We start from the raw sequence: 15,280 nt of genomic DNA, 5'->3' as shown, positions 1-15,280 counted from the left end.
ACGTGACGATGCGCCATGGCGGGACACAGTCTATGGTCATTAACGGCAATATTCGGGGTTACTATGAAATTAGCACTGCTGGGACGTCAGGCACTGATGGGAGTAATGGCTGTAGCGCTGGTGGCGGGAATGAGCGCGAAGAGCTTTGCCGATGAGGGTTTGCTGAACAAAGTTAAAGAACGCGGCACGCTGCTGGTAGGGCTGGAAGGTACCTATCCGCCGTTTAGTTTTCAGGGCGAAGACGGCAAATTAACCGGTTTTGAAGTCGATTTCGCCGAGGCGTTGGCAAAACACCTGGGCGTTAAAGCGTCGTTGAAGCCGACCAAATGGGACGGAATACTGGCGTCGCTGGACGCTAAACGCATTGATGTGGTGATAAACCAGGTCACGATTTCAGACGTCCGCAAGAAAAAGTATGATTTCTCTACGCCTTACACTGTCTCCGGCGTTCAGGCGCTGGTGAAAAAAGGCAATGAAGGCACGATCAAAACGGCGGCCGATCTGCAGGGCAAAAAAGTTGGCGTTGGGCTGGGGACTAACTATGAAGAGTGGCTACGTCAACATGTTCAGGGTGTGGATATCCGTACTTATGACGATGATCCTACAAAATACCAGGATCTGCGCGTAGGCCGTATTGACGCGATTTTAGTCGATCGTCTGGCGGCGCTGGATCTGGTGAAAAAAACCAAAGGTACGCTGGCCGTCACCGGTGATGCGTTTTCGCGTCAGGAGTCCGGCGTTGCGTTACGTAAAGGCAACGAAGACTTGCTGAAGGCGGTAGATAACGCCATTGCGGAAATGCAAAAAGATGGCACCTTAAAAGCGCTCTCTGAAAAATGGTTTGGCGCTGACGTGACCCAATAATGCTCTACGTTGCCCGGCAGGCAGAGCGCCGCCGGGCAATATCAACCTCATACTATGTTAGCAAACGGAGGCGCGTGAATCGGCGCCTTTTTTATTTCCGTTAGATCAACGTGCATAATAAAAAGAACACACCACAACGTTACCGGAGGCTCAATGCCACTACATCACTTAACGCGCTTCCCTCGCCTGGAGCTTATCGGCGCGCCGACCCCGCTCGAATACCTGCCGCGATTGTCTGATTATCTTGGCCGTGAGATTTACATTAAGCGCGATGACGTTACGCCCATTGCAATGGGCGGCAATAAATTGCGCAAGCTGGAGTTTCTGGTGGCCGACGCGCTGCGAGAAGGGGCGGATACGCTGATAACCGCAGGGGCGATTCAGTCGAACCATGTCCGTCAGACGGCGGCGGTCGCGGCCAAATTGGGGCTGCATTGCGTCGCTTTGCTGGAAAATCCAATCGGTACCACCGCGGAAAATTACCTGACGAATGGTAATCGCCTGTTACTGGATTTATTTAATACACAAATTGAGATGTGCGATGCGCTAACCGATCCGGATGCGCAGTTGCAAACGCTGGCGACGCGCATTGAAGCGCAAGGGTTCAGGCCCTATGTGATTCCGGTCGGCGGCTCCAGCGCGCTGGGCGCAATGGGATACGTAGAGAGCGCCCTGGAAATCGCCCAGCAGTGTGAAGAAGTTGTCGGGCTCTCTTCGGTAGTGGTGGCCTCCGGCAGCGCCGGAACGCACGCCGGGTTAGCTGTCGGGCTGGAACATCTGATGCCGGATGTCGAACTGATTGGCGTGACCGTTTCACGTTCTGTCGCCGAGCAGAAACCCAAAGTGATTGCCTTGCAGCAGGCTATTGCCGGTCAGCTGGCGCTGACGGCGACGGCGGATATTCATTTATGGGATGACTATTTTGCCCCGGGTTACGGCGTGCCAAATGACGCGGGGATGGAGGCGGTGAAACTGCTGGCGAGCCTGGAGGGGGTGCTGCTGGATCCGGTATATACCGGCAAAGCGATGGCGGGTCTGATAGACGGCATCAGCCAGAAACGCTTTAACGATGATGGGCCGATTCTCTTTATTCACACCGGTGGGGCGCCTGCGCTGTTTGCCTACCATCCTCATGTATAACCTCCAGGTAATCAACGCGAATGCAAGAAAGTATCCAACTGGTTATTGAATCGCTGCCGTATTTGCTTAAAGGCGCCGTCTTTACCCTGCAACTGAGTATTGGCGGTATGTTTTTTGGTCTGCTGCTGGGATTTGTGCTGGCGCTGATGCGGATGTCTCCGCTATGGCCGGTTCGCTGGCTGGCGCGCTTTTATATCTCGATTTTTCGCGGTACGCCGCTTATCGCCCAGTTATTTATGATCTATTACGGCCTGCCGCAATTTGGGATTGAGCTGGACCCTATCCCGGCGGCGATGATTGGTTTATCGCTCAATACCGCGGCTTACACGTCCGAGACGCTGCGCGCGGCAATCTCGGCTATCGACAAGGGACAATGGGAAGCGGCGGCGAGCATTGGCATGACGCCGTGGCAAACGCTACGTCGCGCTATTTTGCCGCAGGCGGCTCGCGTCGCGCTTCCGCCGTTGAGCAACAGTTTTATCAGCCTGGTGAAAGATACGTCGCTCGCCGCGACGATTCAGGTGCCGGAGTTGTTCCGCCAGGCGCAGTTAATTACCTCGCGAACGCTGGAGGTGTTTACCATGTATCTGGCCGCGTCGTTAATCTACTGGGTAATGGCGACCGTCTTATCGGCACTGCAAAACTATTTTGAAAACCAGCTTAACCGCCAGGAGAGAGAGCCAAAATGAGTGCGATCGAAGTCACTAACCTGGTCAAAAAATTTCATGGTCAAACGGTGCTGCACGGTATCGACCTTGAGGTGAAGCCCGGAGAAGTCGTCGCCATTATCGGCCCGAGCGGCTCAGGGAAAACAACGTTATTACGCTGCATTAACCTGCTGGAGCAACCGGAAGCGGGCACCATTAAAGTGGGCGATATTATCATCGATACCGCCCGCCCATTCAGCCAGCAAAAAGGGTTGATTCGCCAGCTACGCCAGCATGTCGGCTTTGTCTTTCAGAGTTTTAATCTGTTCCCGCATCGTACCGTGCTGGAAAATATCATTGAAGGTCCGGTGATTGTAAAGGGAGAGCCGAAAGCCGAGGCGACGGCGTTGGCGCGGGAACTGTTAGCCAAAGTCGGGTTGGCCGGTAAAGAGACCCGTTATCCGCGCCGCCTGTCGGGCGGGCAACAGCAGCGCGTGGCGATTGCGCGTGCGCTGGCGATGCGCCCGGAAGTGATTCTGTTTGATGAGCCGACGTCGGCGCTTGATCCTGAATTAGTTGGCGAGGTGCTTAATACGATTCGCCAGCTGGCGCAGGAAAAGCGCACGATGGTGATCGTCACTCACGAAATGGGCTTTGCGCGTGACGTGGCTGACCGGGCAATATTTATGGATCAGGGGCAAATCGTCGAGCAGGGGCCGGCGAAAACCTTGTTCGCCGATCCTCAGCATCCGCGTACCCGCCAGTTCCTTGAGAAATTTTTAGTGAAATAATACCTTTTCAACGCTCGCCCGAATTAGCCGCGCCTCGGGCGAGCGCAATGAATAATTATGAAGTCATTCTGCCAGATTATTAACCTCGCTCTCAGGCGGAAGCCAAAAAACTGTAATGCCGCTCAAGTATTCTACGATTCGTCCGATATTTCTTATATATAAACACTATTTATGTGTTAATTTAAGTCATTCATAATAATGATTATCAATATCAAAGGCGTGACCATAAAATATGCAGGAAAATGATTTCTTCACCTGGCGACGCGCAATGTTGTTACGCTTTCAGGAGATGGCGGCAGCAGAGGATGTTTATACTGAATTGCAATATCAGACACAGCGGCTGGAATTTGATTATTATGCCCTGTGTGTTCGTCATCCCGTTCCCTTTACCAGGCCTAAAATATCGCTTCGTACCACTTATCCTCCGGCGTGGGTAACGCATTATCAGTCCGAAAACTATTTTGCGATCGATCCGGTATTAAAGCCGGAAAATTTCAGGCAGGGTCATTTACATTGGGATGACATGCTATTTCATGAAGCGCAGGCGATGTGGGATGCCGCCCAGCGTTTCGGATTACGCAGAGGCGTAACCCAGTGTGTGATGTTGCCGAACCGGGCGCTGGGCTTTTTATCTTTCTCCCGAAGCAGTTTACGCTGCTCCTCGTTTACCTACGATGAAGTGGAGCTGAGGTTGCAACTGCTGGCGCGGGAGAGTCTTTCGGCGCTGACAAGATTTGAAGACGACATGGTGATGGCGCCTGAGATGCGTTTCAGTAAACGTGAGAAAGAGATTCTGAAGTGGACGGCGGAAGGGAAGACCTCATCAGAGATCGCCATTATTCTGTCGATTTCTGAAAATACCGTTAACTTCCATCAGAAAAACATGCAGAAGAAATTCAATGCGCCAAATAAAACACAGATTGCCTGCTACGCTGCGGCGACAGGTCTGATATGACGTGCTGACGATGCTTCGCGCCAGACGCGAAACCGGCTGAAAGCGATGCTAACAGCCGGTTTTTTACTACTGGCGGTAAGCTTGTTTAATTTGCTTAACCGTACTGGAAAATACCGCCGCTTGTGCTTCATCATCCATCTGCGCGATCTGTTTTTCCATTTTAAGAATCACGCGCCCTGCATCGGCCTGGCCCATCGCCTGCAGCATCAGCGTTAACATGGCTTTCAGGCAGTTGACTTCAGTAGCCAGTTCTTGATTATTCTCAGCGGTGGAAAAATCAGGCGTACTCATTTATTTTCCTCGTTATGTTTCAGTGAAAATGTGCGTTAGCAGATGTTAAGGCGGCGGAGTATACCATAAGCTACGCTAAAAATAGCAGTGGTTGTTTTTTGATCAAAAAGAGGAAGGTTTACCCACAAAATAAACGTTGCCGCGTGATGCATATATTTTCTTCATTCTTTGTTTATTACGCGTATTTCACTCGTTAATTATTGTTACAAAGTTGATTCTCTAATTAGTGTTTAGACAGCGGAACGTGAAATTTTTGTCACCATTATGAAATATCAGCCCGGGACTGCGCCGCCAGAAGGGGCTACAACGTTGGCAGTTGCCACATGACGTACAACATAATTTCCAAAAACGAGAGCAAAATCGAATACCCGGTGTTTTTTTACGTTTCAAAGTTGAGATAAAACCAGCTAATATAAGGACGATTAACTATCAGTAGCGTTATCCCTATTCTGGAGATATTCCTTTGATCAACGTTCTTCTTGTTGATGACCACGAACTGGTGCGCGCAGGGATACGACGCATTCTTGAAGATATAAAGGGCATTAAAGTTGTCGGTGAAGCGTGCTGCGGAGAGGATGCGGTAAAATGGTGCCGTACTAACGCCGTTGACGTCGTGCTGATGGATATGAACATGCCCGGTATTGGCGGCCTTGAGGCGACGCGTAAAATTGCCCGATCGACAGCGGATATCAAAGTGATCATGCTGACCGTCCATACGGAGAACCCGTTGCCCGCCAAAGTGATGCAGGCTGGCGCAGCTGGCTATCTCAGCAAAGGCGCTGCGCCTCAGGAGGTGGTGAGCGCTATTCGTTCGGTGTATTCCGGACAACGTTATATCGCCTCCGATATCGCTCAGCAGATGGCGCTCAGTCAGATCGAGCCTGCAAAAACGGAAACGCCGTTCGCCAGTTTGTCTGAACGCGAGTTGCAGATTATGCTGATGATCACCAAGGGTCAGAAGGTCAATGAGATTTCAGAACAGCTGAATCTCAGTCCTAAAACGGTGAACAGCTATCGCTATCGTATGTTCAGTAAATTAAACATTCATGGTGATGTTGAGCTGACTCACCTGGCAATCCGCCATGGCCTGTGTAATGCGGAGACGTTAACAAGCCAGTGAGTGAAATATTTGACGCAAAGGCGTTTTTGAAAACCGTTACCAGCCAACCCGGTGTCTATCGTATGTATGACGCCGGCGGTACGGTTATCTATGTTGGTAAAGCAAAAGACCTGAAAAAGCGTCTTTCCAGCTACTTTCGCAGCAACCTGGCTTCGCGTAAAACCGAAGCGCTAGTTGCGCAAATTCAACACATTGATGTCACGGTAACGCATACCGAAACGGAAGCGCTGCTGCTTGAGCATAATTACATCAAGTTATATCAACCGCGTTACAACGTGTTGTTGCGTGATGATAAATCCTATCCTTTTATTTTTCTGAGCGGCGATACCCATCCGCGTCTGGCGATGCACCGTGGCGCTAAACATGCGAAAGGCGAGTACTTCGGCCCATTTCCTAACGGCTATGCCGTGCGGGAAACGCTGGCGCTGTTACAGAAAATTTTCCCTATCCGCCAGTGCGAAAACAGCGTGTATCGCAACCGCTCGCGTCCTTGCCTGCAATACCAGATTGGCCGCTGCTTAGGCCCCTGCGTTGCAGGACTGGTCAGCGAGGAGGAGTACACGCAACAGGTGGAGTATGTCCGGTTGTTTTTGTCCGGCAAGGACGACCAGGTCTTAACACAGCTGATTGCCCGGATGGAAAAGGCCAGCCAGGATTTGGCATTTGAAGAGGCGGCGCGTATTCGCGATCAGATCCAGGCGGTACGCCGGGTCACGGAGAGACAGTTTGTCTCCAATGCGGGCGACGATCTCGACGTTATCGGCGTGGCTTTCGATGCGGGTATGGCCTGTGTGCATGTGCTGTTTATTCGCCAGGGTAAGGTGCTGGGCAGCCGCAGCTATTTTCCAAAAGTGCCTGGCGGTACGGAACTGGGCGAAGTGGTGGAAACCTTTGTCGGGCAGTTTTACCTGCAGGGTAGCCAGATGCGCACGCTACCGGGCGAGATACTGCTCGATTTTAATCTTAGCGATAAAACGCTGCTCGCCGACTCGTTGTCGGAGCTTGCCGGACGGCGTATTCATGTCCAGACAAAACCGCGCGGCGATCGCGCCCGTTATCTCAAGCTGGCGCGGACCAACGCGGCAACGGCCTTAATTACAAAACTTTCGCAGCAGTCCACCATCACGCAGCGTTTGACTGCGCTGGCGGCGGTATTAAAACTTCCTGCTATCAAGCGGATGGAGTGTTTTGACATCAGCCATACCATGGGGGAGCAAACGGTCGCATCCTGTGTGGTATTTGACGCTAACGGGCCGTTACGCGCCGAGTATCGTCGTTATAATATCGCGGGCATCACGCCGGGTGATGACTACGCGGCGATGAATCAGGTGCTACGTCGGCGTTATGGCAAGGCCATAGAAGAAAGTAAGATTCCGGACGTTATTCTGATCGACGGCGGAAAAGGGCAGCTCGCCCAGGCGAAAGCCGTTTTCGCTGAGCTGGATGTCCCCTGGGATAAGCATCGCCCTTTGTTGCTCGGCGTCGCCAAAGGCGCAGACAGAAAGGCCGGTCTGGAAACACTCTTTTTTGAACCGGAAGGAGAGGGGTTTAGCCTGCCGCCGGACTCGCCGGCGCTGCATGTTATTCAGCATATTCGCGATGAGTCGCACGATCACGCGATCGGCGGACACCGTAAAAAACGCGCAAAGGTTAAAAATACCAGTACGCTGGAAACTATTGAAGGCGTTGGGCCTAAACGTCGCCAGATGCTGCTGAAATATATGGGCGGTTTGCAAGGACTACGTAACGCCAGCGTAGAAGAAATTGCAAAAGTGCCGGGTATTTCGCAAGGTCTGGCAGAAAAGATCTTCTGGTCGTTGAAACATTGAGGCCACTGTAGCAACATAGGGGTAATTTCACTGACAACAGATAGTTACCCGTCACTATGCAATTTAATATCCCTACGTTGCTCACGCTGTTTCGCGTCATCCTGATTCCATTCTTTGTCGTGGTGTTTTATTTGCCGTTCACCTGGGCGCCGATGGTCAGCGCGCTGATTTTCTGTATTGCCGCTATTACCGACTGGTTTGACGGCTTTCTGGCGCGACGCTGGAACCAGAGTACGCGTTTCGGCGCTTTCCTCGACCCCGTCGCCGACAAGGTGCTGGTGGCGATCGCCATGGTGCTGGTCACCGAGCATTATCATAGCTGGTGGGTGACGTTACCTGCGGCGACGATGATAGCCCGCGAAATTATTATCTCTGCTCTGCGTGAATGGATGGCGGAGCTGGGCAAACGCAGTAGTGTAGCGGTCTCCTGGATCGGTAAAGTCAAAACTACCGCGCAGATGGTGGCGCTGGCGTGGCTCTTGTGGCGTCCGAATATCTGGGTAGAGTATGCCGGGATCGCGCTTTTCTTTGTCGCAGCGGTGCTAACGTTGTGGTCCATGTTGCAATATTTGAGCGCTGCACGCGGAGATTTGCTTGATCAGTGATCGTTTCGCCGCAAATTTCAGCAAACGATCGTGAGTGACGAAAAATATCGTTGACTCAGTGCGTCAGGTAAGTAGAATGCAACGCATCGAACGGCAGCACTGATTGCCAGACGATAACAAAATCAAGTGATTAACAAAGTTGCTTGATGCTGCGGGAATAGCTCAGTTGGTAGAGCACGACCTTGCCAAGGTCGGGGTCGCGAGTTCGAGTCTCGTTTCCCGCTCCAGTTTAAAAGCATTGGCGTAAAGCGGATGCTGGCTGAAAAGCCAAAAAATTTGGCGCGTTAACAAAGCGGTTATGTAGCGGATTGCAAATCCGTCTAGTCCGGTTCGACTCCGGAACGCGCCTCCAATTTTTCCCGAGCCCGGATGGTGGAATCGGTAGACACAAGGGATTTAAAATCCCTCGGCGTTCGCGCTGTGCGGGTTCAAGTCCCGCTCCGGGTACCATGGGAAAGACAAGAATAATCAAAGCAATAAGCAGTGTCGTGAAACCACCTACGGGTGGTTTTTTTGTGTCTTCAATTTGTATGCCGACCGCGAGCGTGAACTTTCCAGCGCGATACACAGTAAAAACCTCGGTAGCGGCATTTCTGCCAGTACAACAGTTATGTGCTACCGACCCGCAAGAACTTATGCCTGGTAAATACTAAACGTCGGGTAAATCAGCCGATAAAATCCATTAATCTCTATAAAAATTGCTGATATGTTTTATGCCTGCTTTATAAAGTGAGTGGGTCTGCCAGTGAAATATACCGATAATGCAAAATTGTTTATTAGCTTCATTAATATTGGGATTGTAGGTTGCGCTTTTTTACTTTTTTTTATTTTGTATGAGCCTGAGAGTGCAATCGCAACCTACTCTCTTCCAGGCGAGTTTTCCTCTTCGACATGTGATGCGCGTAATTTTATTGGCTACGTCGATGAAAACGACTTTGCAGAGTATATAAAAAAAGTAGAACTGACGCGCTACAGTATGTATTGTCTGAAAAAAACAGGGGCGGGTCAGTGGAGTATTTATGCAAATTAAACGAGTATATAACTGTTCAGGGGGGGGTTCTGCACAATTTAATTAAAGGTAGATAGCGAACTAATATTCATCATAAGGTAATGTGATCCGCTTCATGCTTTAATCACGTTTTGCAATATTGTCTTAATAACAGGTCAACTACAGATAATTTCGGGTTTTCGTGAATGGCGGTTTTGGTCAGTCTCTATATTATGCTTTCCCCGCTTTACGGAGATGATGATGCAAAAGAAAACCTGGGCCGTTTTATTGATACCATTGTGCCTCACCGCTTGCCACCAGACGACCTACCGATCAACAGCCAAAGATGAAATTCTCACAGGGAGCTATATTGACCCGACAAAAACACGCTTTCCGTTAGCGGATTATTCACAGTCGGTTGATAAATGGATACCTCCGGACTCGGCTGATTACACTATTCCGGTTATTGATAGTGCTACCCAACAACGCTACTTTAGCGCACTAAAATCTCATTATTTCGGAATGGACAGTGAAGCGCACTCGCCGTGGAATGGTTTTTATATTACCGCATTGCTGAAAAAAAACGCAGCACAGGCCCGGGATGCCAGTATTAAGCAGTTTCTTAGCGACGGCAGTGCTTATTGGGGGGAAAACTTCAGACTTTATACCTCTCGCTGGAAAGAGGAGGTTAGAGGGAATACGGATACGCAGATTGACAATATCTATCATGCCTCCCGGCGAGGCATTATGGTCAGAGAAAGTTTAGTCAGAGCGCTGCCAACGGACGACCCGCTCTTTAACGATCCCCGTCAGGCGGGCGAGGGGTACCCGTTTGATAATTTACAAATGTCTTCGCTGCGTCCCGGTACGCCGGTCTATACGCTGACGAAGAGCAAAGACCAACGCTGGCAATATGTCGTTTCACCGGCGGTAACTGGCTGGGTTCATAGTGAAGATATTGCCAGTACGGATCAGAAATTTATAACACAGTGGGTTTTGCTCGCTCACAAGCAACTGGGGGCATTTATCAACGCGCCGGTTTCTGTCCATGCCGCAGGCGTCTATTATTTCACCGGGCGCCCGGGCACTATTTTACCGTTCCGACATCAACGGGCGGGCCAGTTCCTGATTGCGGCGCCAGTTCGCGACAGCAATGGTCGCGCGTCTATCCATTGGGTCTGGCTAAGCGGTAACGAGTTTACGGCTATGCCGTGGAAAATGACGCCGGAAAATATCGCCGTGCTAATGAAAGCAATGCACGGCGCCCCCTACGGTTGGGGAAATTTTAACTTTTATAATGATTGTTCAGCCGAAGTCCGCAGCCTGTTAATGCCGTTTGGCATATTCCTGCCCAGACATTCATCCGCGCAGGTAGAGGCTGCTGGACGGGTGGTCGATCTTAGTCATAAAAGTCCCCAAATGCGGATCGATTATCTCACCAGATACGGAAAACCGTTTACTACGCTGGTCTATATTCCAGGGCATATTATGCTGTATATCGGTAACACAACCATGAATGGGCAGGTCGTACCGATGACTTATCAGAATATCTGGGGATTGCGCCCAAACCATGCTAATAGCCGGAGCATTATCGGTGAGGCAGTATTTTTGCCGTTACTGCGTTTTTATCCTGAAAATCCTGAGCTGATATCGCTGGCTGGTAAGGTTCTGTTTAAGCTTGGTTATATAGAATAGGTTGACAAACTGTGTTATCGCGGAAGATATGATTAAGGCAACCGTGCTCGTGGATATAAAGAGAGTATCCCTGTAAACTGTGTCTGAAAAAAGTATGCGCTATAGTGCGGGCTGTTTATTTGAAATACTATCTAGAGCTGATTCTGGATGTGATTATGTGCCTCACACATTGAAGTGAGAGTTATTGTTGGCGGTATCTGGCTGGAGGCTGGGTGGTAAAAAGACGTAATTTATTGCATTTTAATAACGGTGCCCGGTCAGAGCGCGATCTTGGAGATCTGGTCACTAAAGTTTTTGAGAAAGCGGCGAAAAAAGAACCGCAACCGCTATACACATTTAGCCTGCCGTTGCTGAGTGTGCAGGATGAGATCCGTGTTTACTGTAAGAAAAAAAATATCAAAATAGGGTACGATACGCTGTTTATGGAAATAACCTTTTCTGCTGACAGAGAAGCGGTAGACGAACTCATTAAACACTTTTTTACTGAAAATAAGCTCTATTTGAGAGGGCGGTTTTATCTGTCCGCGGCGGTGGTATAAGTTAGCATGAGTATAATATAGCGAGAAACCCATCTCTCGCTTTTGTGTGGGGCGAGCGTTTCCTGGCGGAAAATCTGCGCCCTGATCCTCCTTTTGTGCGTTAACTTCCGGAATCCTCCTCATTTCGTGTTAATCTGGCCCCTGATGGTTGCCATCCAAACTGCCTGCAAAAAAATTATTTTTATCCGCTGCAATGTAAGAGGCCTACAGGCGGAAGTCATCACTGAGGAAAAGCGTTATGAAAATGGAACCATTAAACGAGAACGAGCTGGAATGGCTGGATGATGTGCTGACGAAATACAATACCGATCAGGCCATTTTGGATGTCGCGGAGCTGGACGGTCTGATTACTGCGGTACTAAGTTCTCCGCGTCCCATCGAGCCGGAACAGTGGCTGGTCGCGATATGGGGGGGACCCGCGTACGTACCGCGCTGGACATCTGAAAAAGAAATGACGCGATTTATGGATCTGGTGTTCCAGCACATGGCGGACACAGCCGCCCGGCTTGAAGACTATCCAGAACAGTTCGAGCCGCTGTTTGGCCTGCGAGAAGTTGATGGCCATGAATTAACGATTGTTGAAGAATGGTGCTTTGGTTACATGCGCGGAGTGTCGCTGTCCGACTGGTCTGACTTGCCGGATACGCTAAAACCGGCGCTGGAAGCGATTGCCTTACACGGCACTGAAGAAAACTTTGCGCTGTTGGATAAAATGAGCCCGGAAGCGTTCGATAAAAGCGTTGACGCTATCCGTATCGCGGCGCTTGAGCTTCATGCCTGGTGGATGGCGCATCCGCACACGACGCCGCTACAGATGCCGATAAAAGCAGAGGTGAAAGTGGGGCGTAACGATCCTTGTCCATGCGGGAGCGGCAAAAAATTTAAGCAGTGCTGCCTGCATTAATGGCTCGTAAACGGCCATAGCGTGATGATTATCGAGCCTGGACGGCGTCCGGGCCCGGTAATCTTTGCCTGGCATTAACCTGGATCGGGCAGGAACCCCAGTGCGATCGAAAACTGGACGCCAATCACGACAATGCCGCAGATAAACACCAGCGCCAGCGCTGGCGTGCCGCCTGCCACACGATATCCCGCCTGAGGGCTCTGTTTACGGCATTGCCAGACCAGCATGGCAGGGATGAGCAGTGCCAGCACTGCCAGCGCTACGCCGGCATAGCCTAATGCCATCACAAATCCACGTGGGTAGAAAAGCGCAAACGCCAGCGGCGGCAGAAAGGTAATCAGCCCGGTTTGCAGACGTCCGGACACCGTACTGCGGCGCTGGAATAGATCGGCCAGGTAATCAAATAATCCTAGCGCTACGCCCAGAAAAGAGGTCGCCAGCGCCAGATCGGCGAACAGGTGGACCGCCAGTTCGACATGTGGCGAAGCGACCACTTCTCTGAGCGCCTGCAGCAGGCCATTTAACCCGGCATGGCTGGCCAGTAGCCCTCTGAATGTCGGCGAGTCGATACTTCCCAGCGTGGCGAGCTGCCAAAAAATATAGGCCACTAACGGAATGGCACTACCCGTCATAAAGACCCAACGCAGCCGGCGAATGTTGCCGTTCATATAACTCACAATACTCGGTACGCTTCCGTGAAAACCAAACGAGGTGAAAATGACCGGTATGGCGGATAACGCCAGCCCCTGCTGTAAAGGAAGCGTAAGAAGATTTACTTTATGAATATGTGGCGTGAGCAACGCAAGCATGATGACCAGAAAAATGATCTTTGCGCTAAACAGGAAGCGGTTAAAAAGGTCGACCAGCGAGGTGCCCACACACACCACCCCACCGGCAACAAAGGTGAACAGCAGCACCCCGGCAGCGGGCGAGAGCGTGGCGCCAAGCCAGTTATTAATACTGGATGCCAGTAATTCTCCGGCTCCGGAAATGTAGGCGGCGGTGAGCGCATACATTAAGAACATCATACTGAATCCCGTAAGCCACTGTCCGTAACGTCCAAGATAGCGTTTTGCCAACGAGCCCAGCCCGGTATCTGCCGGAACGTGTTGATATACCTCCAGTAATAGTAGCGCGGTATAACACATCAGCGCCCACAGGCCAATCAACAATCCCAGCGTGACGCTGAAACCAACGCCAGCCGCTGCCAGCGGCATTGCCAGCATCCCGGCGCCGATAGTGGTGCCTGCCACGATAAAAATACTGCCCAGAGTTCTGTTTTTCACGCTTTCTACTACCCCGGTAACAAAGAACGGTGATATCCGCGGCGCAGGGTAAGGCATTACGCTATTTTCGTCAAATGGTCGTTACAATGGGTGTACTGTAAAATTTACAGTTCCGGGCATAAAAGCGAATATGGAAGGCGACGCGGACAACCGCCGTAAACCTGCGCTAGCGCAAAGTCGCTCGTACAAGGACACATTAGGCTACGAGTTTTATTCAGGAGGGGTTATGGATTCCATTCACGGTCACGAAGTGCTCAACATGATGATTGAGTCTGGCGAGCAGTACACGCATACCTCGCTGGAGGCGGCAATAAAAGCGCGCTTTGGCGAGCGGGCACGATTTCACACCTGTTCAGCGTCAGATATGACGGCGGCGGAACTGGTCGCGTTTCTGGCGGCGAAAGGAAAGTTTATTGCCGTGGAGGACGGTTTTTCAACGCATGAGAGTAAAATCTGCCGCCACTAATACGCCACGGTGAGAGCTCGTCTCACCGTGTAAGGACGTGTTGGATTAATTTTGCGTATCCAGTGTGGAGAGTTCTTTATCAATGAAATAAAGCCCTTCGCCGCTTTTTCCCGCCAGCGTTAATTTATCAATAATAGATTTGAACAGTTTTTCTTCTTCATGCTGTTCTGCCACATACCACTGCAAGAAATTAAATGTCGGATAATCCTGGCTGGTCATTGCGGCATGAGCCAGTTCATTAATTTTTTGCGTAATAAGCTGCTCATGCTCATAGGTCGCGCGGAACAGCTCATCCAGTGAGGTGTACTCAGCGAAGGGCGAAGAAACGGTATTAATGCGCGGCAGGCTTCCGGTATCGGTAAGGTAGTCAAACAGGCGCTGCATATGCGTCATCTCTTCTTGCGCATGGCGACGAAGAAATGCGGCCGCGCCTTCAAAACTGTGATAGCTGCACCACGCGCTCATTTGTTGATAGAGCAGGGAGGAGTACAACTCCAGATTCATTTGCTCATTCAGTTTGTCGATCATTTCTGTTTTCAGCATGGTTCCGCTCCACAAATAGCAAAAGATATACAGTAATGTGGCGCCACTATAATTTGTTATTTTATTATTTGCAAAAGGTAAAATATTAAATTTAATTATTAAAAATACGAATGGGAATAAAACGCATTAACGCCAGTGTATAGTGTATAAAAATAAAGGAAAGCCAGCACCTTCATGCTGGCAATAGCGACCTTGCACTCTCCTCCATTGTAGATGGTGTCGGCGTTAAGCCAGCCGCCTTAATAATAAAGCGGCATGATTTGCGGGACGGCAACGCCCCGGCACTGCCAGGAGAGGGTAAATCGGGTGTTCAGACACAACGAGCCCGCATAAATGCTACAGGTTCCTACCGGCTGACCAAACGAAACGGCATCGGCATAGCCCATCTGCTGGCATTCGCGTGTTGCGGTCCCGTGAGATACATAGTCATCTGTCCGTGAAGTAAAAAATAGCGGCTGGTTATACGTCAGGCGCACGATGCCGCTTATCGGGCTGGCTTCGCTGACCTGCGCTTGTCGAGTAATGGTGCATCCCGTCAGGGCTAGCAGTGAAAGAGTAAAAATAAGAGGCTTCATAAAATCGCTCCGACAATTCGGTATCAGACCATGCTACCTCGT

Annotated in this window: 16 protein-coding genes, 3 tRNA genes and 2 pseudogenes; 16 read left to right on the top strand and 5 right to left on the bottom strand. The window is 50.6% G+C overall.

From position 1 onward, the window contains the following. Window positions 1-63 precede the first annotated feature (63 nt). The 5 genes from tcyJ to sdiA all read left to right on the top strand — a co-directional run bounded on the left by tcyJ (window position 64) and on the right by sdiA (window position 4,397). Entirely contained in the window at window positions 64-864 is an 801-nt protein-coding gene (tcyJ, locus tag NA624_RS16650) for a cystine ABC transporter substrate-binding protein (RefSeq protein ID WP_000761634.1), read from the top strand. Window positions 865-1,017: 153 nt separating this feature from the next. Next, on the top strand, window positions 1,018-2,004 hold the full coding sequence (gene dcyD, locus NA624_RS16645) for a D-cysteine desulfhydrase (RefSeq protein ID WP_001128188.1): 987 nt from the start codon (window positions 1,018-1,020) through the stop codon (window positions 2,002-2,004). A gap of 20 nt (window positions 2,005-2,024) precedes the next feature. Continuing rightward, entirely contained in the window at window positions 2,025-2,693 is a 669-nt protein-coding gene (gene tcyL / locus NA624_RS16640) for a cystine ABC transporter permease (protein ID WP_001158238.1), read from the top strand. Beyond that, window positions 2,690-3,442 (top strand): L-cystine ABC transporter ATP-binding protein TcyN, encoded by a 753-nt coding sequence (tcyN, locus tag NA624_RS16635; RefSeq protein ID WP_001273033.1) that lies wholly within the window; start codon window positions 2,690-2,692, stop codon window positions 3,440-3,442. Before tcyL ends, tcyN begins: the two co-directional genes overlap by 4 nt. Before the next feature lie 232 nt (window positions 3,443-3,674). After that, window positions 3,675-4,397 (top strand): transcriptional regulator SdiA, encoded by a 723-nt coding sequence (gene sdiA, locus NA624_RS16630; RefSeq protein WP_001157165.1) that lies wholly within the window; start codon window positions 3,675-3,677, stop codon window positions 4,395-4,397. A 66-nt stretch (window positions 4,398-4,463) separates the two neighbouring features. Here sdiA and NA624_RS16625 read toward each other — a convergent pair whose 3' ends face one another. Further along, window positions 4,464-4,688 (bottom strand): DUF2594 family protein, encoded by a 225-nt coding sequence (locus NA624_RS16625; RefSeq protein ID WP_000106483.1) that lies wholly within the window; start codon window positions 4,686-4,688, stop codon window positions 4,464-4,466. A 38-nt stretch (window positions 4,689-4,726) separates the two neighbouring features. After that, window positions 4,727-4,840 (bottom strand): annotated as a pseudogene (locus tag NA624_RS16620) (hypothetical protein); the annotation flags it as partial. Window positions 4,841-5,151: 311 nt separating this feature from the next. On the opposite strand from NA624_RS16620, the gene uvrY reads away from it, so the two are divergent. The 10 genes and pseudogenes from uvrY (at window position 5,152) to NA624_RS16570 (ending at window position 12,368) form a co-directional block, all read left to right on the top strand. Continuing rightward, the gene (gene uvrY / locus NA624_RS16615) at window positions 5,152-5,808 is read left to right on the top strand and encodes a UvrY/SirA/GacA family response regulator transcription factor (protein ID WP_000611323.1); all 657 of its coding nucleotides are present in this window, start codon (window positions 5,152-5,154) and stop codon (window positions 5,806-5,808) included. Then, window positions 5,805-7,637, top strand: coding sequence for an excinuclease ABC subunit UvrC (gene uvrC / locus NA624_RS16610; RefSeq protein WP_001289475.1), 1,833 nt, complete (start codon window positions 5,805-5,807; stop codon window positions 7,635-7,637). The genes uvrY and uvrC overlap by 4 nt, the downstream gene beginning before the upstream one ends. 56 nt (window positions 7,638-7,693) lie before the next feature. Beyond that, window positions 7,694-8,242, top strand: a complete 549-nt coding sequence (gene pgsA, locus NA624_RS16605) for a CDP-diacylglycerol--glycerol-3-phosphate 3-phosphatidyltransferase (protein WP_001160195.1) — start codon at window positions 7,694-7,696, stop codon at window positions 8,240-8,242. A gap of 151 nt (window positions 8,243-8,393) precedes the next feature. Next, a tRNA-Gly gene (locus NA624_RS16600) sits at window positions 8,394-8,469 on the top strand. 51 nt (window positions 8,470-8,520) lie between these two features. After that, window positions 8,521-8,594: transfer RNA gene (locus NA624_RS16595), tRNA-Cys, on the top strand. 11 nt (window positions 8,595-8,605) lie between these two features. Continuing rightward, window positions 8,606-8,692, top strand: a tRNA-Leu gene (locus tag NA624_RS16590). 248 nt (window positions 8,693-8,940) lie between these two features. Next, window positions 8,941-9,272: pseudogene (locus NA624_RS16585) on the top strand (hypothetical protein). 213 nt (window positions 9,273-9,485) lie between these two features. Beyond that, window positions 9,486-10,925, top strand: a complete 1,440-nt coding sequence (locus NA624_RS16580; protein ID WP_077905310.1) for an SH3 domain-containing C40 family peptidase — start codon at window positions 9,486-9,488, stop codon at window positions 10,923-10,925. Window positions 10,926-11,137: 212 nt separating this feature from the next. Next, a complete protein-coding gene (locus NA624_RS16575) occupies window positions 11,138-11,464 on the top strand; it encodes a glucose-6-phosphate dehydrogenase (RefSeq protein WP_000240837.1) in 327 nt (108 codons plus the stop codon). 238 nt (window positions 11,465-11,702) lie between these two features. After that, window positions 11,703-12,368: a YecA/YgfB family protein gene (locus tag NA624_RS16570; RefSeq protein ID WP_000781521.1), complete on the top strand. Its 666-nt coding sequence runs from the start codon at window positions 11,703-11,705 to the stop codon at window positions 12,366-12,368. 74 nt (window positions 12,369-12,442) lie between these two features. Here the strand turns inward: NA624_RS16570 and tyrP are convergent, their stop codons facing one another. Then, entirely contained in the window at window positions 12,443-13,654 is a 1,212-nt protein-coding gene (gene tyrP, locus NA624_RS16565) for a tyrosine transporter TyrP (RefSeq protein WP_001562965.1), read from the bottom strand. A gap of 226 nt (window positions 13,655-13,880) precedes the next feature. On the opposite strand from tyrP, the gene NA624_RS16560 reads away from it, so the two are divergent. Continuing rightward, entirely contained in the window at window positions 13,881-14,120 is a 240-nt protein-coding gene (locus NA624_RS16560) for a YecH family metal-binding protein (protein WP_000377238.1), read from the top strand. A 45-nt stretch (window positions 14,121-14,165) separates the two neighbouring features. Here the strand turns inward: NA624_RS16560 and ftnA are convergent, their stop codons facing one another. Both ftnA and NA624_RS16550 read right to left on the bottom strand, forming a co-directional pair. Then, window positions 14,166-14,663, bottom strand: a complete 498-nt coding sequence (gene ftnA, locus NA624_RS16555; protein ID WP_000920619.1) for a non-heme ferritin — start codon at window positions 14,661-14,663, stop codon at window positions 14,166-14,168. A gap of 239 nt (window positions 14,664-14,902) precedes the next feature. After that, window positions 14,903-15,238, bottom strand: a complete 336-nt coding sequence (locus NA624_RS16550; protein WP_000803229.1) for a YecR-like lipofamily protein — start codon at window positions 15,236-15,238, stop codon at window positions 14,903-14,905. Between the last annotated feature and the right edge of the window lie 42 nt (window positions 15,239-15,280).

The organism is Salmonella sp. NW38, from assembly GCF_051807745.1.
Lineage (GTDB): Bacteria > Pseudomonadota > Gammaproteobacteria > Enterobacterales > Enterobacteriaceae > Salmonella > Salmonella enterica.
Note: the sequence above shows the minus strand (reverse complement) of the source record. Positions and strands in the feature narration are given on the sequence as shown.